Raw genomic sequence first — 26,104 nt, 5'->3', positions numbered from 1 at the left:
TAAAGGTTAAGGCGATGTCACCTGAATTGGTTAACTGAGATAGACCGGCCTACCGATCAGCTAACCGCGTCGAGGCCGTAGGCCGTGTGCAGCACGCGCACCGCGAGTTCGGTCTCGTCCTCGTCGATCATCACGCTGATCTTGATCTCGCTGGTCGAGATCGCCTGGATGTTGATGCCGCGGTCCGAGAGCGCACGAAACATCGAGGAGGCAACGCCTGCGTGGCTCTTCATGCCAACGCCAACGACAGAGATCTTGGCGATCTTGCTGTCGGTGATGATGCGGTTGAACCCGATCGCGTCGCGGCGATCCTCGAGCAGCGCCTGCGCGCGGGCGAGGTCCGATTGCGGGACGGTGAAGGTGACGTCCGTCTCGCCCTTGTCGCGCCCGACGTTCTGGATGATCATGTCGACATTGATGGAGGCCGCGGCGAGCGGCTCGAAGATGTTGGCCACCGCGCCGGGCCGGTCGGGCACGCGGGTGAGGATCACCTTGGCCTCGTTCTTGTCATGCGCGATCCCGGTCACAAGCTGGCGTTCCATCTCACCCTTCTCCACCAATTCGTCCATTTCCTCTTCGGAGACGATCATCGTCCCCGGCAGGTCGTCGGCGGGCGGCGCGCCCTCGCCGATGAAGCTCGAAAGCACCTGCACGCGCACCTTTTCCTTCATGGCAAGGCCGACCGAGCGGGTCTGGAGCACCTTGGCCCCGACGCTGGCGAGTTCGAGCATTTCCTCGTAGGTCACCGCCTTCTGCTTCTTCGCCTTGGCGACGATGCGCGGGTCGGTGGTGTAGACGCCGTCGACGTCGGTGTAGATGTCGCAGCGGTCCGCCTTGATCGCGGCGGCCACCGCCACCGCCGAGGTGTCCGAGCCGCCGCGCCCGAGCGTGGTGACGCGGTTATCAGCAGAAAGGCCCTGAAAGCCCGGGATCACAGCGATCTCGCCCGCTTCCATCGAGGCGATCAGCGCGTCTGCATCGATCGATTCGACCCGCGCCTTGGCATGGGCCTCGATGGTGTGGATCGGCAATTGCCAGCCGAGCCAACTGCGCGACTTGCAGCCCAGCGCCTGCAGCGTGAGCGCCAGCAGCCCGCTGGTGACCTGCTCGCCACTCGCCACCACGACGTCATATTCCGCAGGGTCGTAAAGCGGGTTGGCCTCGCGGCAGAAGTTGACCAGCCGGTCGGTCTCGCCCGCCATCGCGCTGACGACCACCGCGACCTGATCGCCGCGCGCGGCCTGCGCGCGCACGATGTTGGCGACGCGGCGGATGCGCTCCGTCCCGGCCATCGAGGTGCCGCCGAATTTCATCACGATCCGTGCCAAGGGGTCCTGCTCCCGCTGGTGAGTGTCCGCGCGCGCTGTTAGGAGGGCTTCATGGGAAACGCAAACATCTCGAATGTTACCATTCGCCCCGAAGAGGCGGATTTTTTCGCAAAGCTGGCGCGCGACTGGTGGAATCCCAAGGGGCCGATGGCCTCGCTCCATCAGGTCAACCCGGTGCGCCTCGCCTTCCTCCGTGAGGCGATCGACGCGCATTGGCCGGGTGCCGCGCGCGAGGCGCGGCCGCTGGCGGGCAAGTCGGCGCTCGATATCGGCTGTGGGGCGGGGCTGCTGTGCGAGCCTCTCGCGCGGCTCGGTGCCGCCGTCACCGGTGTGGACGCGTCGGCGGAGAATGTTTCGGTGGCAGCGGCCCATGCCGAAGGAATGGGGCTCGACATCCGCTACATGGCGGGCGAGGTCGCAGGGCTCGACATCGGCACTTTCGATCTCGTCACCTGCGTCGAGGTGATCGAGCATGTCGCCGACAAGGCGGCGTTCCTCAAGAACGTGGCGGCGCGGCTGGCACCGGGCGGGCTGCTGGTCATGTCCACCCCCAACCGCACCGCGGCCAGCAGGGTGCTGCTGGTCGGCGCGGCGGAGGCGGTGGGCTATGTGCCCAAGGGCACGCACCACTGGGACGATTTCATCACGCCCGAGGAACTCGAGGCGCTGCTTGCCGAGGTCGGACTCACGGTGACGGCAAGGCGCGGCATCGCGTGGCGGCCGGGCAAGGGGCTGCACCTCTCGGACGACATGGCACTCAACTACATCCTCAGCGCGCGGGCGGGCTGATCCTCTCGCGCCGCTCGGCCAAGGCAGCCAGCGCGAACAGGCCGAGCAGCGCGGCGACAGGCAGACGGTAGCCGTGGCCGCTGTTCCCGGCGACCCACGCGAGCATGAAGCCCAGCCCGCCGACAAGCGCCAGCGCTGCACCCCACCGGCGCTGCAGGGCCGCACCGAGGCTTCCCAGCGCCACAACCACAGAGGCGGCCGTGACCTGAAGGAAGGTCGCGTTCTCGCGCGAGCCCTGATCCGTGACGGCCAGCACGATCATCCCCACCGCGAAGGCTGCCCACAGCGCGGCGTGAAGCCACAGCACGACCCGCGCGCCGAGCCGGATCGCCCGCGGCGCGAAGCCGGCCTCACCGCCCATCGAGCAGCCCCACCAGCTCCTTCACGTTGTCGGTGAAGAACCCGTCCGCCCCGCTGGCGATGGCGGCGCGGAACAGGCTGCGCCAGTCGCCCTCCGCCGCCGGCCCGCCGGGGCTGCGCAGCGCTTCGGGAAGGAAGCCGTTCTCCTTGCGCAGGGTCCAGGGGTGGACCTTCAGCCCCGCCTTGTGGGCATCGGCGACAAGCGTGGTGGTCGTGCCCTCTGGCGTGACGACATGGCCGAGGAACGGCCCGATGCCGTCGGCATAGGTTGCCACCTCCGCCAGCCCCGTGGGTGTCATCATGTCGGCCCAGCGCAGGCCCTGCTCGTCATAGGGCCCGCCTTGCGGGCCGATCAACAGGATCAGCCTCGTGTCGACCAGCTTGTTCAGGCGCTGGAGCGGGCGCACCTCGAACACCTGCACGAAAACCGGGGCATCCGCCTTGTCGAGCCCGAAGCGCCTGAGATCGCGCACCAGCAGATCGACGCTGTCGATGCCCTCCTGCTCGAGCAGCACGGTGGGGTGCTTGAGTTCGGGATAGAGGCCGATGACCCGCCCGGTCTCGGCCCCCTTGGCGCGGGCGAGTTTCACGACTTCCTCGAAGGTGGGGATCTGGTAGAAACCGTCGAAACGGGCATTGGCGGGGCGGATTCCTGCCGCCCGCTCCTTCACCCGCAGAGTGCGCAATTCGGCGAGGGTGAAGTCCTCCGCGAACCAGCCGCTCAGTGTCTGCCCCTCGATGGTCTTGGTGCGTCGCCGGTCCTCGAACTCGCGGCGCGAGGCCACATCGGTGGTGCTCGACAGCTCGTTCTCGTGGCGCGCGACGAGGACGAGGTCCTTGGTCACGACGAGATCGGGTTCGATGAAGTCCGCGCCCTGATCGATCGCGCGTTCGTAGGCGACCAGCGTGTGCTCGGGCCGCTCGCCGCTTGCGCCGCGATGGGCGATGACGATCGGGCGATCAGCGGCGATGGCAGGGTCGGGCAAGGCGAGGGCCAGCGCCGCGATCAGAGCAAGGCTGCGGACCATTCTTCCTCCTTGAACCCCACCAGCACGCCGCCCGCATGCTCAGCAATGGGCCGCTTGATGACGCTCGGGTGCTGGACGAGCAAAGCGACAGCCGTGTGACTGTCAGCGGCCTTCGCCTTGTCCTCCTCGGAAAGCCCACGGAAGGTCGTGCCCTTGCGGTTCACCACCGCATCGAGCCCCGCGGCCGCAATCCACGCGGCGAGCTTCGCCGGATCGGCGCCCTCCTTCTTGTAATCGTGGAAGGCGTAGGCCTTGCCCTGCGCGTCGAGCCAAGTGCGGGCCTTCTTGACCGTGTCGCAATTGGGGATGCCGTAGAGGTGGATCATCGCTTCTCTCCCTTCACATTCGCGGACCCAGATGCGCGTCGGCAATCGCCACCGCAAGCGCGTCCGCCGCGTCGCTTCCGGCGATCTGCACGCCGGGGAGCAGCACCTTGACCATCGCGGCCACCTGCGCCTTATCCGCCCCACCGGTGCCGGTGACCGCCTTCTTGACCAGCCGCGCGGCGTGTTCGTTGACCGGCAGCCCCGCCGCCCCGCAGGCCGCCAGCACCGCGCCGCGCGCCTGCGCGAGCTTGAGGGTCGACTGGGGGTTCTTGTTGACGAAGATCTCCTCGGCGGCTGCGCGGGCCGGGCGATGTTCGGCGATCACCGCGGCCAGCCCTGCTGCAAGCGCCGCCAGCCGCTCAGGCATGGGCGCGGCAGGATCGGTCTTCACCTGCCCGTTGGCGACATGGACGATGCGCGCGCCCTCGGCGCGGATCACCCCCCAGCCGGTCGAGGACAGCGACGGGTCGAGCCCGAGGATCAGCACCTTGCGCTCACAGCCCGATCGTCAGGCCGATGCGCCAGACGGCGGCGAGCAGGAAGGCGCTGCCGAGAGCAATCGCCAGCAGCCATTCCCAGCGTTTCAGCCCAGCTTCTCCATCACCTCGTCGGGGATCTCGTAATTGCCCCAGACGGTCTGCACGTCGTCATCGTCGTCGAGCGTGTCGATCAGCTTCATCAGCGTGCCCGCGACTTCCTCGTTGACCTCGACGCTGAGCACCGGCTTCCACGCCAGTTTCACGTTGTCGGCCGGGCCGAGCACCTTTTCGAGTTCACCCGCAACGCCGTGGAGCGCATCGGCGGCGGTCCAGATGGTGTGGCCGTCCTCGGAGCTTTCGACGTCGTCGGCGCCCGCCTCGATCGCGGCTTCGAGAACCTTCTCCTCGTCGCCCACCTCGGCCTTGTATTCGATCAGCCCGCGCCGCTCGAAGCCGTGGCTCACCGAGCCTTCGCTGCCGAGGTTGCCGCCGTTCTTGCTGAAGGCGGTGCGGACATTGGTGGCGGTGCGGTTGCGGTTGTCGGTCAGCGCTTCGACGATCAGCGCGACGCCGCCGGGCCCGTAGCCCTCGTAGCGCATCTCGATATAGTCCTCGCCGCCCGCCTGGCTGGCCTTGTCGATGGCGCGCTGGATGTTGTCCTTGGGCATCGACTGCGCCTTGGCGGCATTGACCGCGAGACGCAGGCGCGGGTTCATGTCGGGATCGGGCATGCCCATCTTGGCCGCCACCGTGATCTCGCGCGAGAGCTTGGAGAACATCGCCGCGCGTTTCTTGTCCTGTGCACCCTTGCGGTGCATGATGTTCTTGAACTTGGAATGGCCTGCCATTGGACGAACTTCACCGGATTGATGGGGATGTGAGTGCGGGCCTTACTCCGGCAGGCGCGGCCGATGCAAGGGCGGGCGCGATGACCTTTCGCGCACGGATCGCCGATGCCGGCCGCTTCGCGCTGCGCCCGACCTTCGTCGCGCAGCCGATGGCGTGGGGGCCGGCGGCGGCGCTCGCATTGCTGGCGCTCCTCGTGCTCGATCTGGCGCTGGGGCTGCTGGCGATGGGCATGGCCGAGGGGCTGGACAGGCTCGTGCCCATCCTGCCCGAGCCCATCGAGGAAGACATCACGCTTGCCGAGGACGCCTTCCTCTCGCTGCTGCTCGCTCCGCTGCTGGAGGAGCTGCTGTTCCGCGGCTGGCTTAGCGGACGGCTCGCCGCGCTGCATTTCGCGCTCTACGGACTTGCCGCGCTGGCGCTGTTCATGGCGAGCCTGTTCGCAGGCCCCGGCGCGGCGACGGCTCTGGCACTGGCGGGGGTGGGGGCGGTGATCGCGGGCCTCGTCCACTGGAGCCGCACCCGCCACCGCGACCGCGAGGTGCCTGCGTGGTTCATCAGGCACTTCGGCAAGTTGGTGTGGGGATCGACCCTGCTGTTCGGGCTCATCCACCTTGGCAATTACGAGCCGCTGAACCATCCCCTGGGCGTGCTGGTGGTGATGCCCCAGACCATCGGCGGACTGCTGCTCGCCTATACCCGCACCCGGCTGGGTCTGACGGCGGCGGTGGCCCATCACAGCGCCTTCAACGTCGTCGCGCTGGTGCTCGATTACCGCTGGTGAGGGCGAGCCCCCCCCCTCACGGCGCGATGTCGAAATGGAGCGCTGTGATCTCCTCCGAGGCGAGCTTGCGGTAGAGCCTGCGCGCCGGTTCGTCCTCGGGGACGATGTCGGCCTGCACGAAGATCGTCCATGCGCCGATGTCGCGGGCGATGGCGCGCAGGGCGTCGATCAGGGCGGTGGCGACGCCCTGCCGCCGCACCGCCTCCAGCACGGCGAGGTCGTAGATGTAGATCTCGCTGCGGGCCTGTTCGAACTTGGGCAGGACATAGGCGGCGAGCGCGCCGACCGGCCCGCCGTCTGCCTCGGCCATCAGCGCGATGTGGTCGGGATTGGCGAGCCAGTCCGCCGCCCACCTATCGGAGGGAAGGGCGGCGGCATAGCTCTCCGGGTCCTCGAACACGTCCGCGAACAGGGCGTTCATGGCCCGGAAGCCTGCGACGTCGCCGGGGGCGAGGCGACGGACCGCAGCCATTGCGTTCAGACCCTGACCGCCGTCCCGCTGGCGCTGACCATCAGCATAGAGCCGGTGTCGCCGATCACCTCGTAATCGAGATCGATCCCGACCACCGCGTTCGCGCCGCGCGCGGCGGCTTCGGACTGCAGTTCCTCGATCGCCTGGTTGCGCGCATCGGCAAGGATCCGCTCGTACGAGCCCGAGCGCCCGCCGACGATGTCGCGGATATTGGCGAACAGGTCGCGGAACAGGTTCGCACCGACGATCACCTCGCCGGTGACGATGCCCATGTATTCCTGGATCGGGTGCCCCTCGAGCGTCGGGGTGGTGCTGACGATCACGCTGCGCGCGTCTTTCCAGGGGGATGCCATGCCGTCTCTCCTCTCAGTGCTGTGTTAACGTCATAACACAGCGAGATGACGTTGCAATGACGCTCCGCCGCGCGCGCGGCGGATCACGCCATCCCGAGCGCGGTCTTGTAGGTCTCGAGCAGCATGTCCTGCTCGCTGCGATCGTCGGGCTTCATCTTCCTGAGGCGCACGATCTGGCGCATGATCTTGGGATCGTAGCCGACGGCCTTGGCCTCCATGTAGACGTCGCGGATGTCGTCGGCGATGCCCTTCTTCTCTTCCTCTAGCCGTTCGATGCGCTCGATCAGCAGGCGCAGGCGGTCGTCGGTGGCGTCGGCCATGGGAATGTCTCCATCAAAAAACGAGAATCGGTTGGTGGGACCCGATAGCCAGCCGCCCCGGGCGATTGAACCGCTGCGGAAAATTATTCCTGTGCGTTCTTGGCCATGCTGGCCTCCATCCGGGCGAGCTGTTCCTCGGTCGCGGGGGACTGGCGGGTCGCTTTCCATTCCGGGCTCGGCATCCCGTGGATCACCTCGCGCGCCTGCTCCTTGTCGCCGGGATAGCCCGCATCGCGGATCCAGTCGGCAAGGCAGTTGCGGCAGAAGCCGGCGAGCCCCATCAGGTCGATGTTCTGCGCATCGTGGCGGTGCCTCAGGTGGCGCACCAGCCGGCGGAAGGCGGCGGCGGCCTGGGCGTCATCGAGCGCGTCGAGCGGATCGGCATTGCTATTCATCGCGGCTTTTCCTTGAGTTGAAATGCGCCTGTGCCATAGGCTCTCCCCAAGAGGGATAGCCAATAATGTCACGACGGATCGACCCGCGCGGCCGCAAGGTCAAGATTCTCGCCACCATCGGCCCGGCGAGCCGCTCGCCCGAGATGCTGGAACGGCTGGTGCGCGCCGGGGCGGATGCCTTCCGCCTCAACATGAGCCACGGCAGCCACGCCGATCACGAACCCGTGGTGGCCGCGATCCGCGCGCTGGAAAAGCAGTTCGCGCGCCCGATCGCGATCCTCGCCGACCTTCAGGGGCCCAAGCTGCGCGTCGGCACCTTCAAGGACGGGCAGGCGGTGATCCGCCATTCGGGCCACTTCGTGCTCGACCGCGACGAGACCCCGGGCGACGAGAGCCGCGTGTGCCTGCCGCATCCCGAGCTGTTCGGCATCATGGAACGCGGCCAGCGCCTGCTGATCAACGACGGCAAGATCCGCCTCAAGGTGCTCGAGGCCGATGACAGCCGCATCCTGTGCAGCGCCGAAGTCGGCGGGGTGATCTCCGACCGCAAGGGCGTCAACGTCCCCGATGCCGAGGTGCCGATCCCGGCGCTGACCGAGAAGGACCGCCGCGACCTTGCCTTCGCCACCGAGCAGGGGGCGGACTGGATCGCGCTCTCCTTCGTGCAGCGCCCCGAGGACATCGCCGAGGCGCGAAAGCTCATCGGCACCCACGGCACCGCGATCTGCGCCAAGATCGAGAAGCCCAAGGCGGTCGACCGGCTCGATGCGATCATCGAGATGGCCGACGGCATCATGGTCGCGCGCGGCGATCTGGGCGTCGAGCTCGAACCCTACGAGGTGCCGCCGCTCCAGAAGATGATCGTCAACACCGCGCGCCGGGCGGGCAAGCCGGTGATCGTGGCGACGCAGATGCTCGAAAGCATGATCGAGAGCCCCTCGCCGACGCGGGCCGAGGTCTCCGACGTGGCGAACGCGGTATATGACGGGGCCGATGCGGTGATGCTCTCGGCCGAAAGCGCGGCCGGGCAGTGGCCCGAGGAATCGGTCGCGATGATGGACCGGATCGCGGTGCAGGTGGAGCGCGACGAGGGCTACAAGGCCCGCGTGCGCTTCCTCGACACGCCGCCCGATGCGACGACCTCGGATGCGCTCGCCCATGCCTGCATGACCATCGCCGACACGGTGCCAATCAGCGCGATCACCGTCTTCACCACCAGCGGCTCGACCGCGCGGCGGGTGGCGCGGGAGCGGCCCGCGACGCCGATGCTGGTGCTCACCCCCTCGACCCGCACCGCGCGCCGCGTTGCCCTGCTGTGGGGCGCGCACGCCGTCGCGACCAAGGACATCGGCAGCTTCGAGGAGATGATCGGCAAGGGCAAGCGCATGGCGCTGCGCCACAAGTTCGCTGCGGCCGGGGCAAAGCTGATCGTGCTCGCGGGCGTGCCCTTCGGGACCCCGGGGGCAACCAACCTGCTCCATGTCGTGACCCTGACGGGCGACGAGCTCGACAAGCACAAGGCCTGAAGGGCGGGGCCATCTGCCCGGTTCAGAACGACTGCACGATCCTGAGGTTGAGGCGCGGCGAATTGTCGCCGGTGTCGTAACGCTCCTCGGTGAGCGGCACGGCCACCTCGAAATCGAGGTCGAGATCGCGAGTGATGTCGGTGCGCAGCCCCGCCCCGCTCGAGGCGAGGGTGCCGCCGCCCAGACCGCCCCCAAGGTTCGAGACCGTCCCCCCGTCGGCAAAGGCATAGAGCTGCAGGTGCCGCACGCCGCCCAGGGCGCGGGGCCAGTCGTAACGCAGCTCCGCCGAACCGGCGACGCCCTGGTCGCCGACCCGCTGCGCGAAGTCGTAGCCGCGCAGGAACTGGGTGCCGCCGAGCACGAAGCTCTCCCCGATCAGCAGCGGCGCGCTCGAAAATTGTCCCGTGGCGGCGAGCGAGAGGCTGACCCGCGGCACGATCCCGCGCCGCCAGTTGAGCCACCATGTCAGGGTCGTGAAATCGGGCGCGGCATCGAAGCGCGAGGCGAGCGGATCGCTCGTCCCGGTCGCGCCGAGCACCGGAAGTCCCTGGCTGACCGTCGCGCGCCCTTGCAGGCTGCCCCCGGCGAGCGGGCCGTAGCCGTAGAAGCCGAGCCGCGCGAGCGCGATGCGGTCGTGGCGGGCAAGCTGCCCGAAGGCGTCCTGGCGCAGGTCCTGCACCTCGCCGCTCGCTTCGAGCCACAGGCTGTGGGCCGAGCCGCGCATCAGCGGGTGACGCAGGCGCAGCCCTGCCTGCCACGCCTCGCCCAGCAGGCCGCGGCCCGCCAGATAAGCGCCCGGTTCGGTGCGCGACCACGAGCCGAAGGCACCCACGCTCGTGCCGGCATCGTTCACGATCACGGTGTAGCGCGCGCTGAAGAAGGCCAGCTCCTCGGGATCGAACGGGGTCGCCGAAATGCTGAGATCGACCCGGTCGCGCGGGGAGATGAGGCCGTTGGCGTCGAAATCGATGCGCGCCCGCACCGGACCCAGCGGCTTGGTGCCGTCGGTCGCGACAAGCACGCTGCCGCCGGCATCGCTGCGTGCGGCATCGACCACGAGGATGCGGCGCGTGCCTTCGCGCTCGAAGCGGGTCGAGCGGATCCACACCCCCGGGAGATCGTCGGCAAGCAGCACCTCGCGCTGGAGGGCGGCGAGCGTGACGGGGCCGCCGCCGACTAGCCGTTCGAGCTGGCGGCGGATCGCGGGATCGTCCGACCCCTCGATCCGCAGGCCATCGACGGTGCCCTCGTCGATCCGCACCCGCAGCGTCCCGCCGACCAGCGCCTGTTCGGGGATCCACGCGGAGGCGAGGACGTAGCCCTCCTCGCGCGCTCGCGCGGCGATGGCGTCGGTCAGGCGCACCATCTCCGTGCGGTCGAGGGGGCGTCCGGCGAAGGGTTCGATGACCCGGGCAAAGGCAGCGCGGTCCATCGCCACCAGCCCATCGATGATGATCGCGCCGACATCGACGGTGCCGCCGTCGCCGCTGCCGGCGGCCGGCATGTCGAGCACCGGCTGCACCTCGATCCGGACCTTGTCGGGAGGAGGCAGCTGCAGCTCGTCGCGGTTGGCGAGTCCCTGGGGATTTGTCCGGTCGAGCGCATCCTGCGCCGCCAGCGGACTTGCCGCCAGCAGCACCATGACGCTTCCCCAAAGATTAACCGGTCGCAGGATCAAACGGCACCCACAAACAACGAGTGGGCCGTTCCCCTACAACGCAAAGGTTAACCAAGTCCCATCGCAAGACCCTGTTAACCATGGGCTTAAACAGGATGTCCTCAGTTCCTGTGCAATTGTTAAGCACGGAGAAACATATGCGCATCGTGACACGCATCCTGTTGCCGCTACTTCTGCTGCTCTTCAGCGGCACCCCGGCGCTTGCCCAGAGCGGCCCCTGGACCGTCAGCGAGGTCAAGGGCGTCGTGACGGTCGTCGATGCGCGCGGACAGCGTCCCGCGACGGTCGGGACCGCGCTTGCCGCCGGCGCCACGATCCGCACCGATTCGCGGGCCTCGGCGGTGCTGGTCCGGGGCGAGGAATTCGTGACGATGCGCCAGAACGCCCAGCTGCGCATCGCGCCTGCCGAGCGCGAACGCGGGATCATCCAGATCCTTCAGGATTACGGCAGCGCCCTGTTCAACATCGGCAAGCAGCCCAACCCGCACTTCGGCGTGGAGACACCCTATCTCGCGGCGGTGGTGAAGGGTACGACCTTCGTCATCACGGTGAGCCGCGAGGGCGCCAGCCTGCAGGTCACGGAAGGCGCGGTCGAGACCTCGACGCTCGACGGCGGCGCGCGCGACCTGATCCGTCCGGGCGCCGTGGCGATTATCGCGGCCGCCGATCCGCTGCGGATGGTGGTCGAGGGCGAGGGCCGGCGCGTGATCGATTCGCCCGCGCGCTCGGCTGGCGGCGCGAGTGCGGGATCGCCACCGCCGGCGGCCTCGCTGCGACCCGCCGCCTACGAGCCCTCGGGCGCGTATGATCGAGGCCGCCCGCGAATCGGGGAAGCGATCCTCAGCACGCCGCGCGATCTCGGCGAGGTGACCGGCGGCTTCGTCTCGGGCGAGGTGGTGGTGCTGGCCGCGGCCGTGGTGGCCGACAACACCGGGCGCGGCAATGCGGCGCCGGTCGGCAACTCGCGCGGGCGCGCCGATGATGGCGTGGTCTGCGCCAACGGCACCTGCGGCGCCGGAGGCGACCGGGGCGGCGGCTCTGGGGGCAACGGCAACCCGGGCGGTGGCGGCAACGGCAACGGGAACCCCGGCGGCGGCGGCGGCAACGGCGACGGCAACCCCGGTGGCGGCGGCAACGGAAATGGCAGCCCGGGCGCCGGCGGTGGCAACGGCAACAGCAATCCCGGCGGCGGCGGTAATGGCAACGGCAACCCTGGCGGCGGCGGCAACGGCGACGGGAACCCTGGCGGCGGCGATAATGGCAACGGCAACCCCGGCGGCAGCGGCAACGGCGACGGCAACCCCGGCGGCGGTGGTAATGGCAACGGGAACGGGAACCCCGGCGGTGGCGGCAATGGCGACCGCAATCCCGGCGGCAGTGGCGGTAACGGCGGTGGCCGTGATCCGGGCAACGGCAATCCCGGAGGCGGAGGCAATGGCGGGGGCAATGGCCCGCGCGGCCAGTCCATCCTCGTGACCGAGCCTGGCCCCGTGCTCACCGATATGGCGGTGGCCTACAGCCAGCGCTGATGCCGGCGGCCCGACACGCATGAAGCTGCCTCGCCTCTCTCCCGCCCTTGCTGCTGACAGGCTGCGCTCCGACAGCCGGCGCATCAGCCTGCTGATGGTCTGCGCCCTGGCGCTGGTGATCGCCGCCGCGACCCTCGGCGGGGCCTTCCGCAGCACGGAGAACCGCATTGAGGAACTGAGCTTCGCCCTGCTCGGCCGGGACGCGGGAGGGCAGGTCCATGTGGTCGAACTCGACGCGGCGAGCATGGCCGCGATCCGCCGCTGGCCCTGGCCGCGCGAACACTACGCCCGGGTCGTGCGCGCGCTCGACGCGGCAGGGGTGCGCTCGATCAGCTTCGATGTCGATTTCTCGAGCACCGGCGATGATGCCGGAGACAAGGCCTTCGCGCAGGCCATCGCGGAGTCCACCGCCCCCGTCGCCCTGCCGACCTTCGCGCAGAAGGCTGCCTTCGGGGACGCGCGCAAGCTGGACTCGCTCCCCATTCCGGTGCTGCGCGAACACGCCCATCTCGCCTCTGTCTCGGTCGCGCCCGATGCCGATGACGGCCACGTCCGGCGGATGCCGCTCGGCACGGTGACGGGCGGCACCGCACGCCCCTCGCTCTCGGCCTTCGTCGCCGGCGAGGCGGGGGTCGTCGACCGGAAGTTCCCGATCGACTTCGCCATCGATCCCGCGACCATCCCGCGCCACAGCTTCATCGCCATCGAGAACGGAATGATCCCGCCGGGCAGCCTTGCGGGCAAGGACGTGATCATCGGTGCGACCGCGATCGAGCTGGGGGATCGCTATGCCGTGCCGGGTTACGGGGTGATCCCGGGCGTGGTCATCCAGGCGCTGGCGGCAGAGACGCTGGGGCAGGTCGTGCCGGTCTACGGCTCGTGGCCCCTGCCGCTGATCGCCTCGGCGCTGCTCGCACTGGTAACGCTGGCGGCGCAGCGGCGGCGCGCGGTGCTGGTGCGGAGCGGGGCCTTTCTTGCCGCGCTGCTGGCGGCTTGGCTCGCTGCGCGTGTCATGGCCGGCGTGTGGTTCGAGATCGTTCCCGCGCTCGCGCTTGCCGCCGCGGCCGGTGCGATCCGCTACATGATCATCACCCAGCGGATCGCTGCGCTCGGTCGCCAGGTCGATGCGGAGAGCGGTCTGCTCAACCGCCTCGGCCTCGCGGCACGGCCTGCGGCGGCCGCGGATCGTTTTCTGGTGGCGGCCCAGATCGACGAGTTCGACGCCCTCAAGCTCGCTGCCGACAACGAGGGGATCGGCATTCTGCTCAACCGCATCGCCGAAAGGCTAAAGGTCGCGAGCGGGGTGGACAAGGTCTATCGCTCCGAGGATCGCACGCTGGTGTGGATCTCGCCCCTGCCGATCGACGAGCTGGAGTCGCAGCTCTCGGGCCTGCGCGCGCTGATGCGCAGTCCCTTCGAGATCGCCGGGCGCAGGCTCGGCGTGTCCCTGACCTTCGGCGTGGCCGATCACGGTATCGCCGACCCGGCCTCCCATGCCGCCCATGCGGCGAGCCTCGCGCGGCGCGCCGGCAAGTTCTGGCGGCTCCACACCATCGAGGCGGGCGAGACGGTGTCGCAGCAGTTCTCGCTGCTCGGCGAGCTCGACGAGGCGCTGCGCAGCGGCAGCATTACCGTGCTCTACCAACCCAAGCTCAATCTCGCCACGCGCCGGATTGACGCGGTCGAGGCGCTGGTGCGCTGGAACCATCCCGAGCGCGGGTTGCTCCCGCCCGATTGCTTCATCCCGCTGTTCGAGGAACGCGGCCGGATGGACGAGCTGACCCTTGCCGTGCTCGCGCAGGCGCTGGCCGATGCATGGGGATGGCGCGAGCAGGGCCTTCCGATCGGCGTGGCGGTCAACATCTCGGCCGCATTGCTGACGTCCGAGAGCTTCGCCGAGCGCGCGCTGGACCTTGTCGCGCAGACCGGCACGCCGACTGACCAGATCACCTTCGAGGTCACCGAAAGCGCCCAGTTCGAGGATACCGAGGCCGCGATCGCGACGCTCCACCGCTTCCGCGCTGCCGGCATCCGCATCTCGATGGACGATTACGGCACGGGCCAGTCGGCGCTGAACTACCTCAAGCTGCTCCCCCTGTCCGAGCTCAAGATCGACCGGATGTTCGTGGCCCAGGCCCATGTCGACAAGGGCGATGCGATGCTGGTGCGCTCGACCGTGCAGCTGGCGCACGAACTGGGGCTGAAGGTCGTGGCCGAGGGGGTGGAGCAGGCCGCGTGCCTCGAATTCCTCGGCAAGATGGGCTGCGACTATGCGCAGGGGTATCTCGTCGGCCGGCCGCTCCCCGCCGGCGATCTGGCGGCACTGGCGGCAACCTCGATGCCCGCCGCCCGGGCCCCCGCTGCACGCGCGGCCTGACCGCCTCCCGGCTTGCATCGCGCCTGCGGCCTGATAGCTATGCAGGCCGACAGGCCGGATCCTGCCGGCGGATGCAAGGGGAGAGAGCGGATGAGGACAGCAGCAGCAGCGCGTGCGGCGGTGGCGGGGCTTGTCGGCATGGGTCTGACCGGCTGCGTCGTGAGCATCTCGGACAACGCCCCCGACCAGGCCGAGGCGGTGCCGCCTCCGCCGGTGCCGATGGTGTGCAATGCCGAGAAGGCGCAGTATCACGTCGGGCATGACGCGACCCAGGCGATGGGCGAGGCGATCCTCAAGGACAGCGGCGCGCGCACCCTGCGCTGGGGCCCGCCGAATAGCGCCTGGACGATGGACTACCGCCAGGACCGCGTGAACGTGCGCTACGACGAGAAGATGAAGATCACTGGCGTCACCTGCGGATGAGCGACAGGCTGCGGACAACCTCGGGCTCGCCCTTCGAGGCGACCTTCGGCTTTGCGCGCGCGGTGCGCGAGGGCAACCGCATCGTCGTCGCCGGAACCGGCCCGGTCGAGCCCGACGGTTCGGCCACGCTGGGCGGTGCCAAGGCGCAGGCGGAGCGGTGCTGCGCGATCATCGTCGCAGCGATCGAGGAACTGGGTGGCTGCGCGGCCGACGTGGTGCGAACCCGGATGCTGCTCACCGACCCGGCCGATCAGGATGCGGTCGGCGCGGTCCATGCGCGCTTCTTCGGTGCGGCGCGGCCGGCGGCGACGATGGTGGGGGTGGCGTGGCTGTGCCGCCCGGAATGGCGCGTCGAGATCGAGGCGGAAGCGGTGATCCCCGGGTGATGCGGCGGTCGTTGTCATATGGTGCCGCGGTCATTGTCGGTGCGTTGCTGGGGCTTGGCAGTGCGCTGTGGATCGCCGGGCTGTGGCCCGAGGGGCGCAAGCTCGCCTTCGGCGATGTCGATGTCGGCGGCTGGCGCAGCGACTTTGCCGTAGGTTCCGAGGCGGCGGATCCTTACACCCGCGCCCGCGTCGCCCGCCATGGCCTGCTGGCACTCGCCAAGACCGAGGCGGTCTACTTCACCCGCGCCCTCGACGATACCGGCGCCCCCCTGCGCGAGGCGTGCACCTACCGCCTGTCAGGCGGACCCATGCCCGCAGGGTGGTGGTCGGTGACGCTCTATGACGCAGCGAGCATGCTGCCGGCCAACACCGACAATGCGCTCAGCATCGATGCAGAACAGGCCGGCGCCGGGACCTGGGAGGCGATCATCGCTCCCGAGCGGCCCGGCAACGGCGCGGCATGGATATCGAGCCGGGAAGCTGGGACCTTCGATCTGACCCTGAGGCTCTACATGCCCGAGCCGGCATTGCTTGCCGAGCCCGAGCAACGTCTCGATCCGCCCCGCATCGCCCGCCTGTCCTGCGAGGGGCGGCCATGAAAACTTGGGTCGGTCCCCTAGTCGTGCTGCTCGTCTGCGCCGCCGCGGTGCACGCACTGACGCTGCACCTCGCGCCCGGGTTCATCATGGACCGCGCGATGGCGGCGCTCGAGGCGCGCGGCGTGGCGCTCCATGCCTTCACCACGCCGAATCGGGTGACGCCGCAGAGCCAGAGCATCGTGCGCTCCTCGCCCGATCTCTACTACTCGCTGTGCCGCTTCGATCTCGACCGCCCGGATGCGAGCCTGACCGTGCGGATGGCGGCCTGGCCCGATTACCAGTCGCTGTCCTTCTTCGATGTGCGGACCGACAATTTCGTGGTCCTGCGCGGGACGGGCAAGGCGGTCGCAGTGCGGCTGCTGCCGCCTGGAAGCGCTCCCGCGGCAGGGGCAATCGTCAGCCCGACGGCCCGCGGCGTGATCCTGATCCGCCGCCTCGCGCCCGATGCGGAGCGCTTCGCGGCGGCGGGGGAGGCGGGCAAGGGCGATGCCTGCGACCTTGTCCTGCAACCTGCGGGCACCAGCCCCTAGCAAAAAGTCCGCCAGCCTTTTCCAACCTCGCAAACCCCGTTAGAGGCCTAGGCCATGCACGGACAATTCCAACTCACCGACGATCAGCTGGCGATCCGCGAGGTCGCGCAGCGGTTCACCGCCGACAATATCACCCCCTTCGCCGCCGAGTGGGACGAGAAGCACATCTTCCCGCGGGAGACGATCCAGAAGAGCGCCGAACTCGGCTTCGGCGCGATCTACGTTTCCGAGCAATCGGGCGGGATCGGCCTCGGGCGACTCGAAGCGGCGCTGATCATGGAGGCCATGGCCTATGGCTGTCCCTCGACCAGCGCCTTCATCTCGATCCACAACATGGCCTCGTGGATGATCGACCGCTTCGGCGGAGAGGCGGTGAAGGCGAAATATCTGCCCAGCCTTGTCACCATGGAGAAGATCGCCAGCTATTGCCTCACCGAACCGGGTTCCGGCTCGGACGCGGCGGCCCTCAAGACGACCGCACGGCGGGACGGCGATCATTATGTGCTGAACGGCACCAAGCAGTTCATCTCCGGCGCGGGCGCCAACGAGATCTATGTCGCGATGGTGCGCACCGGCGAGGACGGGCCCAAGGGCATCTCCTGCATGGTGATCGAAAAGGACATGCGCGGCGTCAGCTTCGGCGCGCAGGAGAAGAAGCTCGGCTGGCACTCCCAGCCGACTGCGCAGCTGATTCTCGAGGACGTGCGCGTGCCGGCCGACAATCTCGTCGGTGCCGAGGGCGAGGGCTTCCGCATAGCGATGATGGGGCTCGATGGCGGGCGGCTCAACATCGGGGCCTGCTCGCTGGGCGGGGCGCAAAGGTGCCTCGACGAGGCAATCCGCTACACCAAGGAGCGCAAGCAGTTCGGCCAGGCGGTCGCCGATTTCCAGAACACCCAGTTCATGCTTGCCGACATGGCGACCGACCTTGAGGCGGCGCGTGCGCTGCTCTACCTCGCCGCCGCCAAGGTGAACCACAATGCACCCGACAAGACGCGCTTCTCGGCGATGGCCAAGCGCCTAGCTACCGACAACGGCAGCGCCATCGTCGACCGCGCGCTGCAGCTGTTCGGCGGCTATGGCTACCTTCAGGATTATCCCATCGAACGCTTCTGGCGCGACCTCAGGGTACACTCGATCCTCGAAGGCACTAATCAGGTCATGCGCATGGTCGTGGGCCGCGATCTGCTGCGCCAGTGAACGGCACGCGGCTTGCTATGACGACGCTGATAGTGCCCGATTACGACGCGGGGATCGCCTTCTGCGTGGATGCGCTCGGGCTCGATCTGGTCGAAGACATCGATATGGGCGGGGGCAAGCGCTGGGTGGTGGTCGGCGGGAGGGACGGCGGTCGGCTCCTGCTTGCTCGCGCCGCCGATGACGCGCAAGCCGCCTCCATCGGCAAGCAGGCCGGCGGGCGTGTGGCCTTCTTCGTGCATACAGGCGATTTCGCGGGCACCCATGCACGGCTTGTCGATGCCGGCTTGAAATTCGAGGACGCGCCGCGCCGGGAGAGCTACGGCACCGTCGCCGTCTTCAGCGACCCCTTCGGAAATCGCTGGGATCTGATCGAACCGAAAGACATTGGGCAATGACCGACGACGTCCTGATCTCCACAGACGGCCCGATCGGCCACATCAGCCTCAACCGGCCCAAGGCGATCCATGCCCTCACGCTCGACATGTGCCACGCGATGACCGCGGCGCTCGCCGCCTGGGCGAATGACGACAGCATCAGGGCGGTGATCCTCGACCATGCCGAGGGGCGGGGCTTCTGCGCGGGCGGGGACATCGCCTTCCTGCGCAATTCTGCCCTGAACGACGGCGGGGTGTCGGGCCGCAGGTTCTTCCATGACGAATACCAGCTCAATCACCTGATGTTCACCTACGCCAAGCCCATCGTCGCCTTCATGGACGGGATCACGATGGGCGGCGGCGTTGGCATCTCGCAGCCCGCCAAGTATCGCGTGGCGACCGAGAACACCCGTTTCGCCATGCCCGAGGCCGGCATCGGCCTGTTCCCCGATGTGGGCGGCGGCTGGTATCTCTCGCGCCTAGGGCGCCGGCTCGGCCAGTTCCTCGCGCTGACCGGAGCACGGCTCGACGGGGCGGAGTGCCTGTGGACCGGGCTCGCCACGCACTACGTGCCGCACGAGATGCTCGAGGACATCAAGGCGCGCATCCACGATCACCCTGACCGGATCGCGGGCATCCTTTCCGAACCCGTCGGCACACCGCCCAAGGCACGGATCGAGGCGAATGCAGACAAGATCGCCAAGCACTTCGCCTCTGACCGTTACGAGGACATCCTTGCCAGCCTCGAGGCGGCGGCCAATGCGGGCGACGACTGGGCAATGAAGGAGCGCGACACGCTCGGCACCAAGAGCCCGCAGACCTGCAAAGTCGCGTTGCGCCAGCTGGCGACAAGCGCCAAGCTCTCCGACTTCGCCGACAACATGCGGATGGAATACCGGATCGCCAGCCGCGTGCTGACCCGACCCGACTTCGCCGAGGGCGTGCGTGCGGTGATCGTCGACAAGACCGGCGACCCCAAGTGGAACCCGGCCACCCCCAAAGGCGTGACCGAAGACCTGCTCGATGCGATCTTCGCGCCCCTGCCCGAAGGCGAGGAGTGGGTGCCGCTCGCCTAACCAATCCGTCATTCCCGCCGAGACGGGAATCCAGCTAGGCTTGATTGCAAGCCGCCAACTCAGACAGGCCCCTGCCTTCGCAGGGGCGACGAGGAAGTCAGACATGGCCACATACGAAACCATTCTCGTCGAGACCGATGCCCGCGACACCAGGGGCGTCACGCTCATCACCCTCAACCGCCCGCAGGCGCTGAACGCGCTCAATTCGCAGGTGCTCGCCGAGCTGATCGATGCCTTCGCCGCCTATCAGACCAACGCGACGCAGCTTTGTGCGGTGCTGACCGGCAGCGGCGACAAGGCCTTTGCGGCGGGTGCGGACATCAAGGAAATGGCCGACAAGCCGGCGGCAGATTTCTACCTCGACGATTTCTTCGCTCCGTGGACTAGCGAGATCGTCAAGAAGACCCGCAAGCCGTGGATCGCCGCGGTGAACGGCTTCGCGCTGGGGGGCGGGTGCGAGCTGGCCATGATGGCGGATTTCATCATCGCTTCTGACAAGGCCAGGTTCGGCCAGCCCGAGATCAAATTGGGCGTTGCCCCCGGCATGGGCGGATCGCAGCGGCTGACCCGCGCCATCGGCAAGTCGAAGTCGATGGAGATGTGCCTCACCGGCCGGATGATGGACGCCGAGGAGGCCGAGCGCAGTAACCTCGTCGCGCGCGTGGTGCCGCATGAGGAACTGATCGCCGAAAGCCTCAAGACCGCCGCCACCATCGCCGCCATGCCGCCTATGGCGACGATTGCGAACAAGGAGATGGTGAACTCGGCCTTCGAAATGACGCTCCACCAAGGCCTGATCGTCGAGCGCCGGATTTTCCAGATCCTCACCGCGTCCGAGGACAAGGCCGAGGGCATGGCCGCCTTCGTCGAGAAGCGCGAGGGGCAGTGGAAGGGCCGGTGAGCCTGCCACAAGGGGAGACAGCAGCCATGAAAATAGCCTTCATCGGCCTCGGCAACATGGGCGGCGGGATGGCCGCAAACCTCGTCAAGGCGGGCCACGAGGTTCGCGCTTTCGACCTTTCCGAAACCGCTCTCGCCGCCGCGCGCGAGGTGGGGTGCGACACCTTCGCCACCGCCAGAGAGGCCTGCGAGGGTGCCGAGGCGGTGGTCTCGATGCTGCCCAACGGCGCGATTGTCAAACAGGTGTACTGGGACGATGTGATCGGCCATGCGCCCGAAGGTGCGATCATGATGGACTGCTCGACCATCGACGTCGCCACTGCGCGCGAGGTGATCTCCGTCACCGAGGCTCACGGCTACCAAATGGTCGACGCGCCGGTATCGGGCGGCATCGCAGCGGCGGCGGGCGGCACGCTCACCTTCATGGTCGGCGGCAGCGACGAGGCTTTCGCCCGCGCCCAGCCGATCCTCGCTGCGATGGGCAAGGCGGTGATTCACGCGGGCGGGCCCGGCACCGGCCAGGCTGCCAAGATCTGCAACAACATGCTGCTCGCGATCCACATGATCGGCACCTGCGAGGCCTTTGCCATGGCGCAGAAGCTCGGGCTCGATCCGCAGACCTTCTACGACATCTCGAGCGTCTCAAGCGGCCAGTGCTGGTCGATGACTTCCTACTGTCCCGTGCCGGGCGTCGGCCCGGTTACGCCCGCCGACAACAGCTATCAGGGCGGGTTCGCTGCAGGGTTGATGCTCAAGGACCTCAATCTGGCGATGGAAGCGGCGGCAGGGGCGGGGGCCAAGGTCGAACTAGGCGAACACGCCCGCGCGATTTACGAGGAATTCGCAAGGGAAAATGCGGCGATCGATTTTTCGGGCGTTATCATGAGCATATCGCGCGCCGGACAGGGCTGAGATTGGCTGCGACACGAAAGCACTGCTCTGGGTGCATGTCCGCAGGCCTGGCCGCCTATGTACCGGTCAAGCTCTTTCTGCTGCCCCGGCTTGCCATCATCGCGGCTCGGCTGCATGCCGATGAGGCGCATGAGGCCGGTTCGCGGCGCGCCCCTGTACAGCTCGCACTTTTCCCTCGGATTCAATCGGAGAGCTTGAGACTGGTGCCGGCACCGGGCGCCAGGCAGCTCTTTGCCTTGGCTCCCGCTGCATTGGGGAGATGGGCGTGAGCTCATTTACTGCCTGTTAGGCGAACTGGTGTAGATCGCAGGCCGTCGGGGGAAGCGTTTGCGCTTCTGAACCAGCCAATGACCCGACAACTTCCATCTTGGGCCGCCAGCTTCTGTGCCCTAGCCAAATCCTCAGACTGGCGGCCCCGCTTTCAAGTGCTGTCGCAGGTCTTGCCCTCGGCGCGGCAATCACCCCTGAGCCATGGCCTCGAGACCGCACTTTTCGAACAGGCAAGGCGCCTGATACACCGTTCTTCCATTGCCGTGCAGCAAGCGGGCTCGAGCACTTTTGCAGTTGGAGAGGAGTTGCGGACAAACTTGCGGCGCCTTGTGCAGAAATTTGGACGTCAAGCAAAACGGGCCTATAGCCGACTCTTGCTCGTGTGGGACGGGAGGGGAACCGCAACCGCAAAGGAGCAGTCCAGTGGATGTCCCAGAAGCGAGGTTTTCAGCCACATCCTGTTCGTCAGACCCGAGTTTATTGCCAAGCGCCGCGGTGCCGCTCGAAGCTGGTCGCGCGCGATCGCGTCCGTCGGGCGAGACGTCCCGCGACCGAAGCGTGCCATCGTTCGAGAGGCTCGTCATGTGTGCCGAACTCGAGCTTCGTCGTCGAAAGGTGCGCGCACGCTCCTTACCGCGCGAACTGCTTGGCGATCCGGCCTGGTCCATGCTCCTCGACATGTTTGTGCGGGAACATCGGGGGCAGAAAACCTCTACTGCACGGGCGTGCCGTGCTGCCATTGTGCCGCAGGCAACAGCGCTTCGCTGGCTTGCGGTGCTTGAAAGCCAAGGCCTTGTCCTACTGACAGCGGATGCAGGCCGTGGCGGTGCCAGATTTGTGACCCTGACGAGCAAGGCGCATCGGGCCCTCAGCGCAATCCTCGGCACAGGCCTGCCTTAAGCTTTTTCCGAAAGGGGAGACGCGTCCACCGGGAACAAAGATGTGCGATATGCATATCTCTTTATATGCTTGCCGATATCTCGCATCGCATGACCATGATCATCGACGATCTGGAATCGTCGGGTAATCTCGTGTCCGCTGCACATGTCCAGATGGCGCTTGATGCTCTTTGTGTGAATGGGCCGAGCAAATCGCTTGGCGGCGCACCCTTTGCTCCGATCGTCACGGCTCGGGTGCTGAGCACGACCGGCACCCCGGCGGGAGATGAGCCCGATGACTTCTGAATATTCGGCCTATTGAGCCAACTTGACTTTTAGCCTGGAGACGAGCGCATGAGGACACTTTCTTCCTGCAGTTGGTCTGCTGTCACGAAAGCCTGTGGCCTGTCCATCTGGCCCGCTTGCCTGTGAGCCGATGGTCAGAAGTGGCAATGACGTTCCGCTCGCGGGGCGGTCAATGTGATCTGCAGTGATGGGCGGGCGCCCGATCTGCTGGCTTGATTGTCCCACGCCCGTCATGTTTCTGTCACGGATGATTGAGGCGGCGTGACGGGCCGCGAGGGTTGCTTCGGTATTCGCGCGCCCCGATAGCAGCGAAGATGCGCCCTACGTGTTTTCCCGATGCCAGCCCCTACACATTCTCAAGATCGATCGCCCAAATGCCGGGGACAGTCTGTGGTGAGTGTCAGTGTCGATTCCAGCTCTTTTGCTCCGTGATGAGCCGGCCGAACGCCGCGGCGATGAGCGCTGGCGCGTGCGTTTGGGGGCACTGCGAGCCGACTCACATGACAGCTCCCCAGACCTGACCATTCTGAACGTGTCAGCCACTGGCTTGCTTCTCCAGACCGAACATGCCTTACCCTCGGGCGTGTGCCTTATCGTTGAGCTGCCGAATTCGGTTCCGAAGTTCTGCAAGGTTGTCTGGAGCAGCGGCAGACTTCACGGCACCGCTTTCTCGGAACCTCTGGACCCATCAGAACTCCAGGAGCTTGTGGTGTTGAGCCTCACGAAATCGGCACTTGCTGGTGCAGGATACACGGGCCGCAGCCAAGTGGGCGCTCTTTTGGCGGTGGATGACGACGTCCTTTCGCCAGACGATGCAGCCGAGGCATTGTCCCTTGCCACCAAGGCGAGGATAATTCTGGGTGCCAGCAGTCTGTTGTGGGTGTTGATCGGATTTAGCCTGTTCGGGCTTCTTGCCGAATAGTCGGTGCACTGGCGCAGCCTGCGGCCTGAAGTGATTGCTGCGCGGCCAAGCAAGTACGGCCTCGATCGCTCTACTGCCGCGTCTAGCCGTTCGCATTGAAGTGGAGGAACATGCTGACACGCCCGCGCAGCGGTTGTTTGTGCGGGCTCAAGATGCAAGGTGCAGCAGCTTGCTGGGCTGCTATTGAAGCATCTTCGCAAGGGCGCTGGCAGCTGCGGCGGCGAGTTCGCTCCCACATTTGCTGGTGCACGTGATCCCCCTTTCTTAGGGAAGTCGCAATGTCCGCTCGGGCTAGCCGGGGGTAGCCGGGCCTTGCCCTGGTCATCAGCCAATGTCCTTTTCAACGCGTGAACATTCGGGGTCACCGAGTTTCTCGAGCGCTGCGCTCAGATCGATCCCGACAAACGGCAGATTGAGCTCGTCAGATATGGCCAATGCCTGTGCAACCAGTGCTTTGAGCCGCCTCGTGTCTTCGAGCTTGCGCGAAGGCGGCGCCGCTGCAGGATCGCGTCTCGACTCGATCCGCATGGTGGCACTGCTGTTACGATGAGTTTCGCACTCCTTCGAAGACATTATCGTTCCTTGTGCTTTCAGCGGATCCTGCCGTGCCCAGGCCGGTTCTTGGGCGGCGCGAGGTTCCCGTCCGTGCGAAGAAGTGAGCCCTTGATCCACAAGCCCGCAGCGAAAGAGTAACCGGGCGAGGCCAATCGGCCATCCCGGACAGCGGCTGAGATAACCTTAAGACGATTCGTGAGTATGCGGGGGGGTTATGCCGAGTGCGGTTCCTATCCTTTTCAATGCATGGCCGATAAAGGCATCCTGCTCGCCGGGATCGAGGTCGAGCGTTCCCATTGCGTCACTTGCCAACAAGCTGACAGCGCCGTGCAGGCTGGACCACGCGAACAGGGCTTCTTGATCAAGCACCTTTGGGTCGGCCATTCTTCCCCGCGCGGCGGCCACCCGCCTGAGCGCGTCGCGAAGGACGTTGAAGGCGTCCCGGGCGCCCCGCATCATTTCGCTGTGGACCATCGGATCGGGGAGGCTGCCTCCGAACATCAGCCGGTACTGAAGCGGCTGCGTGAGTGCAAAGCGAACATAGGTGAACCCCATCTGTAGCGCATCTGCGCCGGGATTGTCCGTGATCGGCGCACCGCGCAGGGCTGCAGCAAAATCGACGAACGCCCTTCGCACGATTTCGGCCAGCACATGGTCCCGGCTCTCGAAGTGCCGATAGGGAGACTGATGCGAGACCCCAAGCCGCCGCGCCACCTCGCGAAGGCTGAGCTTCTCGACGCCGGCGGAGGTGATGATGGCGAGCGCTTCACGCACGCAGGCTTCTCGCAGATCCGAACACGGGCTGGTCTCTCCCTGACTACTCATGTTCTAAAGCCTGACCTGCGTCGCTGGTTCGCTGTTGGCGACGAGGCAGGGTCAACCTGATCTCGTTGAAGATGACGCAGGGCGGTCCGCTTCTTTGCCGGCACCCTTCGCCGGTCTGACTGCAGGCGTTGTTGGGGGCAACGCCGATCAGCGGACAGACCGTCGATCCGATTGGCTGCGGCAAATTGGTTTGCGAAGGCGACGCCGCGAGGTCCATGGTGGTCGATCAGCCTGTATTCCCCATCTGGTCGCTCAGTGCCGATGGACAGGCAGTGACACGTGTCGACTATGTCACCGGGCACACATTGTCCGGTCCTGTCCCTGATAAGGAGAGACATACGAAGTTGCTCCTGAGGCTTGGCCGATTGTGCAGGTCCTCGTGCATGATCTTCGACCTTGACGATGTGCTTGGTCGCACAATATCGTTCTCGTTGACAGTGTCAACGTCATCGACAACGCGGCGCAGGAGGCAGGTCCCTCGCCGCATGAGGGACAGGTGGAGCCATTCACCTGCTGCCGCCCGGCTAGACCCGTAGCGGGCAAGACAGGAACGCTAGGGCTGCAGGTGGGAGCGTGAGCCGGTCTGCTCATGTTAGCGACTGCGGATCGGACATATCCTCGCCTCGCCCGCGAAGTGCCAATTCTCTGGGGCAGTCGGGCACATTGGGCCGCCGACGCTGTCGCATGCCGCTATTGTGGGGTGAAGGAGGCAGTCAGAGTCAGGGACTGGGCTTTGCGTGCCTGAATGCCTGAGCCATCTCCCTGATGTTGTGTTCAAGCAGATCCGATATTTTGCATTCCGCAAGATCGCTGATCGAAAAGGAGATCTGGTTGCTCACTAACAGGTTGCGGGCTGTCAGCGCGCTGACCCAGCGTGTCACGAGTGCGGAGCTTGCATTCAGTTCATCGGCCACTTGAGCAATCGTGCATGACGAGCCTCGACGATGCGCGACATAGGCGAGCAGAAGGATGTCCCATCCCGGTTCGCCGAGTAGATCGGGGTCGATCGTGAGGTTGCGCAGCTTGCGTTGGGACAGAATCCGCTCCGCCTGACACAGCAGAGGGTCAGCGCCAAGACCTTGGAATTCTTTGGCCAAATCCATGAAACAACTTCCGCGCTTTTCTTTGCCCGAGAGGGCCGAATGAGTGCCGTCGACCTGCCGGAGGTGTAGGCAAGCGCGCATGCAGACCTTTCTCCGCCATGACAACTCATCAGCGATGAGCAACAGTGCAGCGTTGCAGGACCTGCGCGACCATCGAGTCGGCCGCGCAGATCAGCCCGCTTAGCAGCGCTGTTAGTCTGTCCTCGCCTGCTCGGTTTTCGTTTTCTTTAAAAGAGATTAACATAGTGATCAGGG

The 26,104-nt window shown here is 66.7% G+C and carries 30 protein-coding genes; 16 read left to right on the top strand and 14 right to left on the bottom strand.

The window, feature by feature from the left end:
* Positions 1 to 56 precede the first annotated feature (56 nt).
* Positions 57 to 1,328, bottom strand: a complete 1,272-nt coding sequence (locus CBR61_RS00210) for an aspartate kinase (protein WP_088912547.1) — start codon at positions 1,326 to 1,328, stop codon at positions 57 to 59.
* 51 nt (positions 1,329 to 1,379) lie between these two features.
* On the opposite strand from CBR61_RS00210, the gene ubiG reads away from it, so the two are divergent.
* Complete coding sequence (gene ubiG, locus CBR61_RS00205; protein ID WP_088912546.1) at positions 1,380 to 2,117, top strand: bifunctional 2-polyprenyl-6-hydroxyphenol methylase/3-demethylubiquinol 3-O-methyltransferase UbiG; 738 nt, start codon at positions 1,380 to 1,382, stop codon at positions 2,115 to 2,117.
* Here the strand turns inward: ubiG and CBR61_RS00200 are convergent.
* The 5 genes from CBR61_RS00200 to CBR61_RS00180 form a co-directional block, all read right to left on the bottom strand.
* Positions 2,098 to 2,478, bottom strand: coding sequence for a hypothetical protein (locus tag CBR61_RS00200; protein WP_088912545.1), 381 nt, complete (start codon positions 2,476 to 2,478; stop codon positions 2,098 to 2,100). The two genes, ubiG and CBR61_RS00200, sit on opposite strands and share 20 nt — an antisense overlap.
* Complete coding sequence (locus tag CBR61_RS00195) at positions 2,468 to 3,505, bottom strand: glycerophosphodiester phosphodiesterase family protein (protein ID WP_088912544.1); 1,038 nt, start codon at positions 3,503 to 3,505, stop codon at positions 2,468 to 2,470. Before CBR61_RS00195 ends, CBR61_RS00200 begins: the two co-directional genes overlap by 11 nt.
* Positions 3,484 to 3,831: an arsenate reductase gene (locus CBR61_RS00190; protein WP_088912543.1), complete on the bottom strand. Its 348-nt coding sequence runs from the start codon at positions 3,829 to 3,831 to the stop codon at positions 3,484 to 3,486. Before CBR61_RS00190 ends, CBR61_RS00195 begins: the two co-directional genes overlap by 22 nt.
* A 13-nt stretch (positions 3,832 to 3,844) precedes the next feature.
* Positions 3,845 to 4,318: a crossover junction endodeoxyribonuclease RuvC gene (gene ruvC, locus CBR61_RS00185; protein ID WP_088912542.1), complete on the bottom strand. Its 474-nt coding sequence runs from the start codon at positions 4,316 to 4,318 to the stop codon at positions 3,845 to 3,847.
* Positions 4,319 to 4,414: 96 nt separating this feature from the next.
* A complete protein-coding gene (locus CBR61_RS00180; protein ID WP_088912541.1) occupies positions 4,415 to 5,158 on the bottom strand; it encodes a YebC/PmpR family DNA-binding transcriptional regulator in 744 nt (247 codons plus the stop codon).
* Between the two features lie 80 nt (positions 5,159 to 5,238).
* Here CBR61_RS00180 and CBR61_RS00175 point away from each other — a divergent pair, with 80 nt between their 5' ends.
* Positions 5,239 to 5,940, top strand: coding sequence for a type II CAAX prenyl endopeptidase Rce1 family protein (locus CBR61_RS00175; RefSeq protein WP_088912540.1), 702 nt, complete (start codon positions 5,239 to 5,241; stop codon positions 5,938 to 5,940).
* 16 nt (positions 5,941 to 5,956) lie between these two features.
* Here CBR61_RS00175 and CBR61_RS00170 read toward each other — a convergent pair whose 3' ends face one another.
* The 4 genes from CBR61_RS00170 to CBR61_RS00155 form a co-directional block, all read right to left on the bottom strand.
* Positions 5,957 to 6,412: a GNAT family N-acetyltransferase gene (locus CBR61_RS00170; RefSeq protein ID WP_088912539.1), complete on the bottom strand. Its 456-nt coding sequence runs from the start codon at positions 6,410 to 6,412 to the stop codon at positions 5,957 to 5,959.
* A gap of 5 nt (positions 6,413 to 6,417) precedes the next feature.
* Complete coding sequence (locus CBR61_RS00165; protein WP_172835901.1) at positions 6,418 to 6,765, bottom strand: heavy metal-binding domain-containing protein; 348 nt, start codon at positions 6,763 to 6,765, stop codon at positions 6,418 to 6,420.
* A gap of 83 nt (positions 6,766 to 6,848) precedes the next feature.
* Complete coding sequence (locus tag CBR61_RS00160; RefSeq protein ID WP_088912538.1) at positions 6,849 to 7,085, bottom strand: DUF2312 domain-containing protein; 237 nt, start codon at positions 7,083 to 7,085, stop codon at positions 6,849 to 6,851.
* 83 nt (positions 7,086 to 7,168) lie between these two features.
* Complete coding sequence (locus CBR61_RS00155; RefSeq protein WP_088912537.1) at positions 7,169 to 7,480, bottom strand: DUF1244 domain-containing protein; 312 nt, start codon at positions 7,478 to 7,480, stop codon at positions 7,169 to 7,171.
* Positions 7,481 to 7,545: 65 nt separating this feature from the next.
* Between CBR61_RS00155 and pyk the strand changes: the two genes are divergently transcribed.
* The gene (gene pyk, locus CBR61_RS00150; protein ID WP_088912536.1) at positions 7,546 to 9,006 is read left to right on the top strand and encodes a pyruvate kinase; all 1,461 of its coding nucleotides are present in this window, start codon (positions 7,546 to 7,548) and stop codon (positions 9,004 to 9,006) included.
* A gap of 22 nt (positions 9,007 to 9,028) precedes the next feature.
* On the opposite strand, the gene CBR61_RS00145 is transcribed toward pyk, so the two are convergent.
* Complete coding sequence (locus CBR61_RS00145; protein ID WP_088912535.1) at positions 9,029 to 10,648, bottom strand: ShlB/FhaC/HecB family hemolysin secretion/activation protein; 1,620 nt, start codon at positions 10,646 to 10,648, stop codon at positions 9,029 to 9,031.
* A gap of 182 nt (positions 10,649 to 10,830) precedes the next feature.
* Between CBR61_RS00145 and CBR61_RS00140 the strand changes: the two genes are divergently transcribed.
* The 13 genes from CBR61_RS00140 to CBR61_RS00080 all read left to right on the top strand — a co-directional run bounded on the left by CBR61_RS00140 (position 10,831) and on the right by CBR61_RS00080 (position 23,366).
* A complete protein-coding gene (locus CBR61_RS00140; protein ID WP_172835900.1) occupies positions 10,831 to 12,213 on the top strand; it encodes a FecR domain-containing protein in 1,383 nt (460 codons plus the stop codon).
* Positions 12,214 to 12,232: 19 nt separating this feature from the next.
* Positions 12,233 to 14,590, top strand: a complete 2,358-nt coding sequence (locus tag CBR61_RS00135; RefSeq protein WP_088912533.1) for an EAL domain-containing protein — start codon at positions 12,233 to 12,235, stop codon at positions 14,588 to 14,590.
* A gap of 90 nt (positions 14,591 to 14,680) precedes the next feature.
* Complete coding sequence (locus tag CBR61_RS00130) at positions 14,681 to 15,013, top strand: I78 family peptidase inhibitor (protein WP_233996785.1); 333 nt, start codon at positions 14,681 to 14,683, stop codon at positions 15,011 to 15,013.
* Positions 15,010 to 15,399 carry a RidA family protein gene (locus tag CBR61_RS00125; RefSeq protein WP_088912531.1) on the top strand — a complete coding sequence of 130 codons (390 nt, stop codon included), beginning with the start codon at positions 15,010 to 15,012 and terminating at the stop codon, positions 15,397 to 15,399. Before CBR61_RS00130 ends, CBR61_RS00125 begins: the two co-directional genes overlap by 4 nt.
* An 11-nt stretch (positions 15,400 to 15,410) precedes the next feature.
* On the top strand, positions 15,411 to 15,998 hold the full coding sequence (locus CBR61_RS00120; protein WP_233996784.1) for a DUF1214 domain-containing protein: 588 nt from the start codon (positions 15,411 to 15,413) through the stop codon (positions 15,996 to 15,998).
* A complete protein-coding gene (locus CBR61_RS00115; protein WP_088912530.1) occupies positions 15,995 to 16,528 on the top strand; it encodes a DUF1254 domain-containing protein in 534 nt (177 codons plus the stop codon). The genes CBR61_RS00120 and CBR61_RS00115 overlap by 4 nt, the downstream gene beginning before the upstream one ends.
* Positions 16,529 to 16,582: 54 nt before the next feature.
* On the top strand, positions 16,583 to 17,728 hold the full coding sequence (locus tag CBR61_RS00110; RefSeq protein ID WP_088912529.1) for an acyl-CoA dehydrogenase family protein: 1,146 nt from the start codon (positions 16,583 to 16,585) through the stop codon (positions 17,726 to 17,728).
* Between the two features lie 17 nt (positions 17,729 to 17,745).
* Complete coding sequence (locus CBR61_RS00105; RefSeq protein WP_088912528.1) at positions 17,746 to 18,123, top strand: VOC family protein; 378 nt, start codon at positions 17,746 to 17,748, stop codon at positions 18,121 to 18,123.
* Positions 18,120 to 19,178, top strand: coding sequence for an enoyl-CoA hydratase/isomerase family protein (locus CBR61_RS00100; protein WP_088912527.1), 1,059 nt, complete (start codon positions 18,120 to 18,122; stop codon positions 19,176 to 19,178). The genes CBR61_RS00105 and CBR61_RS00100 overlap by 4 nt, the downstream gene beginning before the upstream one ends.
* Positions 19,179 to 19,281: 103 nt before the next feature.
* Positions 19,282 to 20,079, top strand: coding sequence for an enoyl-CoA hydratase-related protein (locus CBR61_RS00095; RefSeq protein WP_088912526.1), 798 nt, complete (start codon positions 19,282 to 19,284; stop codon positions 20,077 to 20,079).
* A 26-nt stretch (positions 20,080 to 20,105) separates the two neighbouring features.
* Positions 20,106 to 20,990: a 3-hydroxyisobutyrate dehydrogenase gene (gene mmsB, locus CBR61_RS00090; RefSeq protein WP_088912525.1), complete on the top strand. Its 885-nt coding sequence runs from the start codon at positions 20,106 to 20,108 to the stop codon at positions 20,988 to 20,990.
* A 1,235-nt stretch (positions 20,991 to 22,225) separates the two neighbouring features.
* On the top strand, positions 22,226 to 22,444 hold the full coding sequence (locus tag CBR61_RS00085; RefSeq protein ID WP_088912524.1) for a hypothetical protein: 219 nt from the start codon (positions 22,226 to 22,228) through the stop codon (positions 22,442 to 22,444).
* A 403-nt stretch (positions 22,445 to 22,847) separates the two neighbouring features.
* Positions 22,848 to 23,366: a hypothetical protein gene (locus CBR61_RS00080; RefSeq protein ID WP_157696446.1), complete on the top strand. Its 519-nt coding sequence runs from the start codon at positions 22,848 to 22,850 to the stop codon at positions 23,364 to 23,366.
* Between the two features lie 324 nt (positions 23,367 to 23,690).
* Here the strand turns inward: CBR61_RS00080 and CBR61_RS16670 are convergent, their stop codons facing one another.
* The 3 genes from CBR61_RS16670 to CBR61_RS16665 all read right to left on the bottom strand — a co-directional run bounded on the left by CBR61_RS16670 (position 23,691) and on the right by CBR61_RS16665 (position 25,849).
* Positions 23,691 to 23,894, bottom strand: a complete 204-nt coding sequence (locus CBR61_RS16670) for a hypothetical protein (protein ID WP_157696445.1) — start codon at positions 23,892 to 23,894, stop codon at positions 23,691 to 23,693.
* 210 nt (positions 23,895 to 24,104) lie between these two features.
* Positions 24,105 to 24,695, bottom strand: a complete 591-nt coding sequence (locus tag CBR61_RS00075) for a TetR/AcrR family transcriptional regulator (RefSeq protein WP_172835899.1) — start codon at positions 24,693 to 24,695, stop codon at positions 24,105 to 24,107.
* A gap of 770 nt (positions 24,696 to 25,465) precedes the next feature.
* Complete coding sequence (locus CBR61_RS16665; protein ID WP_157696444.1) at positions 25,466 to 25,849, bottom strand: hypothetical protein; 384 nt, start codon at positions 25,847 to 25,849, stop codon at positions 25,466 to 25,468.
* Positions 25,850 to 26,104 lie beyond the last annotated feature (255 nt).

The sequence above is a fragment of the Porphyrobacter sp. CACIAM 03H1 genome, from assembly GCF_002215495.1.
Taxonomy (GTDB): domain Bacteria; phylum Pseudomonadota; class Alphaproteobacteria; order Sphingomonadales; family Sphingomonadaceae; genus Erythrobacter.
The sequence above is the reverse complement of the archived record's forward strand: the minus strand, read 5'-3'. Positions and strand labels throughout refer to the sequence as shown.

Coding starts and splice junctions, on each gene's coding strand:
- ubiG (WP_088912546.1), top strand. CDS start 1,380: ATGGGAAACGCAAACATCTCGAATGTTACCATTCGCCCCGAAGAGGCG.
- CBR61_RS00200 (WP_088912545.1), bottom strand. CDS start 2,478: ATGGGCGGTGAGGCCGGCTTCGCGCCGCGGGCGATCCGGCTCGGCGCG.
- CBR61_RS00195 (WP_088912544.1), bottom strand. CDS start 3,505: ATGGTCCGCAGCCTTGCTCTGATCGCGGCGCTGGCCCTCGCCTTGCCC.
- CBR61_RS00190 (WP_088912543.1), bottom strand. CDS start 3,831: ATGATCCACCTCTACGGCATCCCCAATTGCGACACGGTCAAGAAGGCC.
- CBR61_RS00180 (WP_088912541.1), bottom strand. CDS start 5,158: ATGGCAGGCCATTCCAAGTTCAAGAACATCATGCACCGCAAGGGTGCA.
- CBR61_RS00175 (WP_088912540.1), top strand. CDS start 5,239: ATGACCTTTCGCGCACGGATCGCCGATGCCGGCCGCTTCGCGCTGCGC.
- CBR61_RS00170 (WP_088912539.1), bottom strand. CDS start 6,412: ATGGCTGCGGTCCGTCGCCTCGCCCCCGGCGACGTCGCAGGCTTCCGG.
- CBR61_RS00165 (WP_172835901.1), bottom strand. CDS start 6,765: ATGGCATCCCCCTGGAAAGACGCGCGCAGCGTGATCGTCAGCACCACC.
- CBR61_RS00160 (WP_088912538.1), bottom strand. CDS start 7,085: ATGGCCGACGCCACCGACGACCGCCTGCGCCTGCTGATCGAGCGCATC.
- CBR61_RS00155 (WP_088912537.1), bottom strand. CDS start 7,480: ATGAATAGCAATGCCGATCCGCTCGACGCGCTCGATGACGCCCAGGCC.
- pyk (WP_088912536.1), top strand. CDS start 7,546: ATGTCACGACGGATCGACCCGCGCGGCCGCAAGGTCAAGATTCTCGCC.
- CBR61_RS00145 (WP_088912535.1), bottom strand. CDS start 10,648: ATGGTGCTGCTGGCGGCAAGTCCGCTGGCGGCGCAGGATGCGCTCGAC.
- CBR61_RS00135 (WP_088912533.1), top strand. CDS start 12,233: ATGAAGCTGCCTCGCCTCTCTCCCGCCCTTGCTGCTGACAGGCTGCGC.
- CBR61_RS00130 (WP_233996785.1), top strand. CDS start 14,681: ATGAGGACAGCAGCAGCAGCGCGTGCGGCGGTGGCGGGGCTTGTCGGC.
- CBR61_RS00125 (WP_088912531.1), top strand. CDS start 15,010: ATGAGCGACAGGCTGCGGACAACCTCGGGCTCGCCCTTCGAGGCGACC.
- CBR61_RS00115 (WP_088912530.1), top strand. CDS start 15,995: ATGAAAACTTGGGTCGGTCCCCTAGTCGTGCTGCTCGTCTGCGCCGCC.
- CBR61_RS00110 (WP_088912529.1), top strand. CDS start 16,583: ATGCACGGACAATTCCAACTCACCGACGATCAGCTGGCGATCCGCGAG.
- CBR61_RS00105 (WP_088912528.1), top strand. CDS start 17,746: ATGACGACGCTGATAGTGCCCGATTACGACGCGGGGATCGCCTTCTGC.
- CBR61_RS00100 (WP_088912527.1), top strand. CDS start 18,120: ATGACCGACGACGTCCTGATCTCCACAGACGGCCCGATCGGCCACATC.
- CBR61_RS00095 (WP_088912526.1), top strand. CDS start 19,282: ATGGCCACATACGAAACCATTCTCGTCGAGACCGATGCCCGCGACACC.
- mmsB (WP_088912525.1), top strand. CDS start 20,106: ATGAAAATAGCCTTCATCGGCCTCGGCAACATGGGCGGCGGGATGGCC.
- CBR61_RS00085 (WP_088912524.1), top strand. CDS start 22,226: ATGCTTGCCGATATCTCGCATCGCATGACCATGATCATCGACGATCTG.
- CBR61_RS16670 (WP_157696445.1), bottom strand. CDS start 23,894: ATGCGGATCGAGTCGAGACGCGATCCTGCAGCGGCGCCGCCTTCGCGC.
- CBR61_RS16665 (WP_157696444.1), bottom strand. CDS start 25,849: ATGGATTTGGCCAAAGAATTCCAAGGTCTTGGCGCTGACCCTCTGCTG.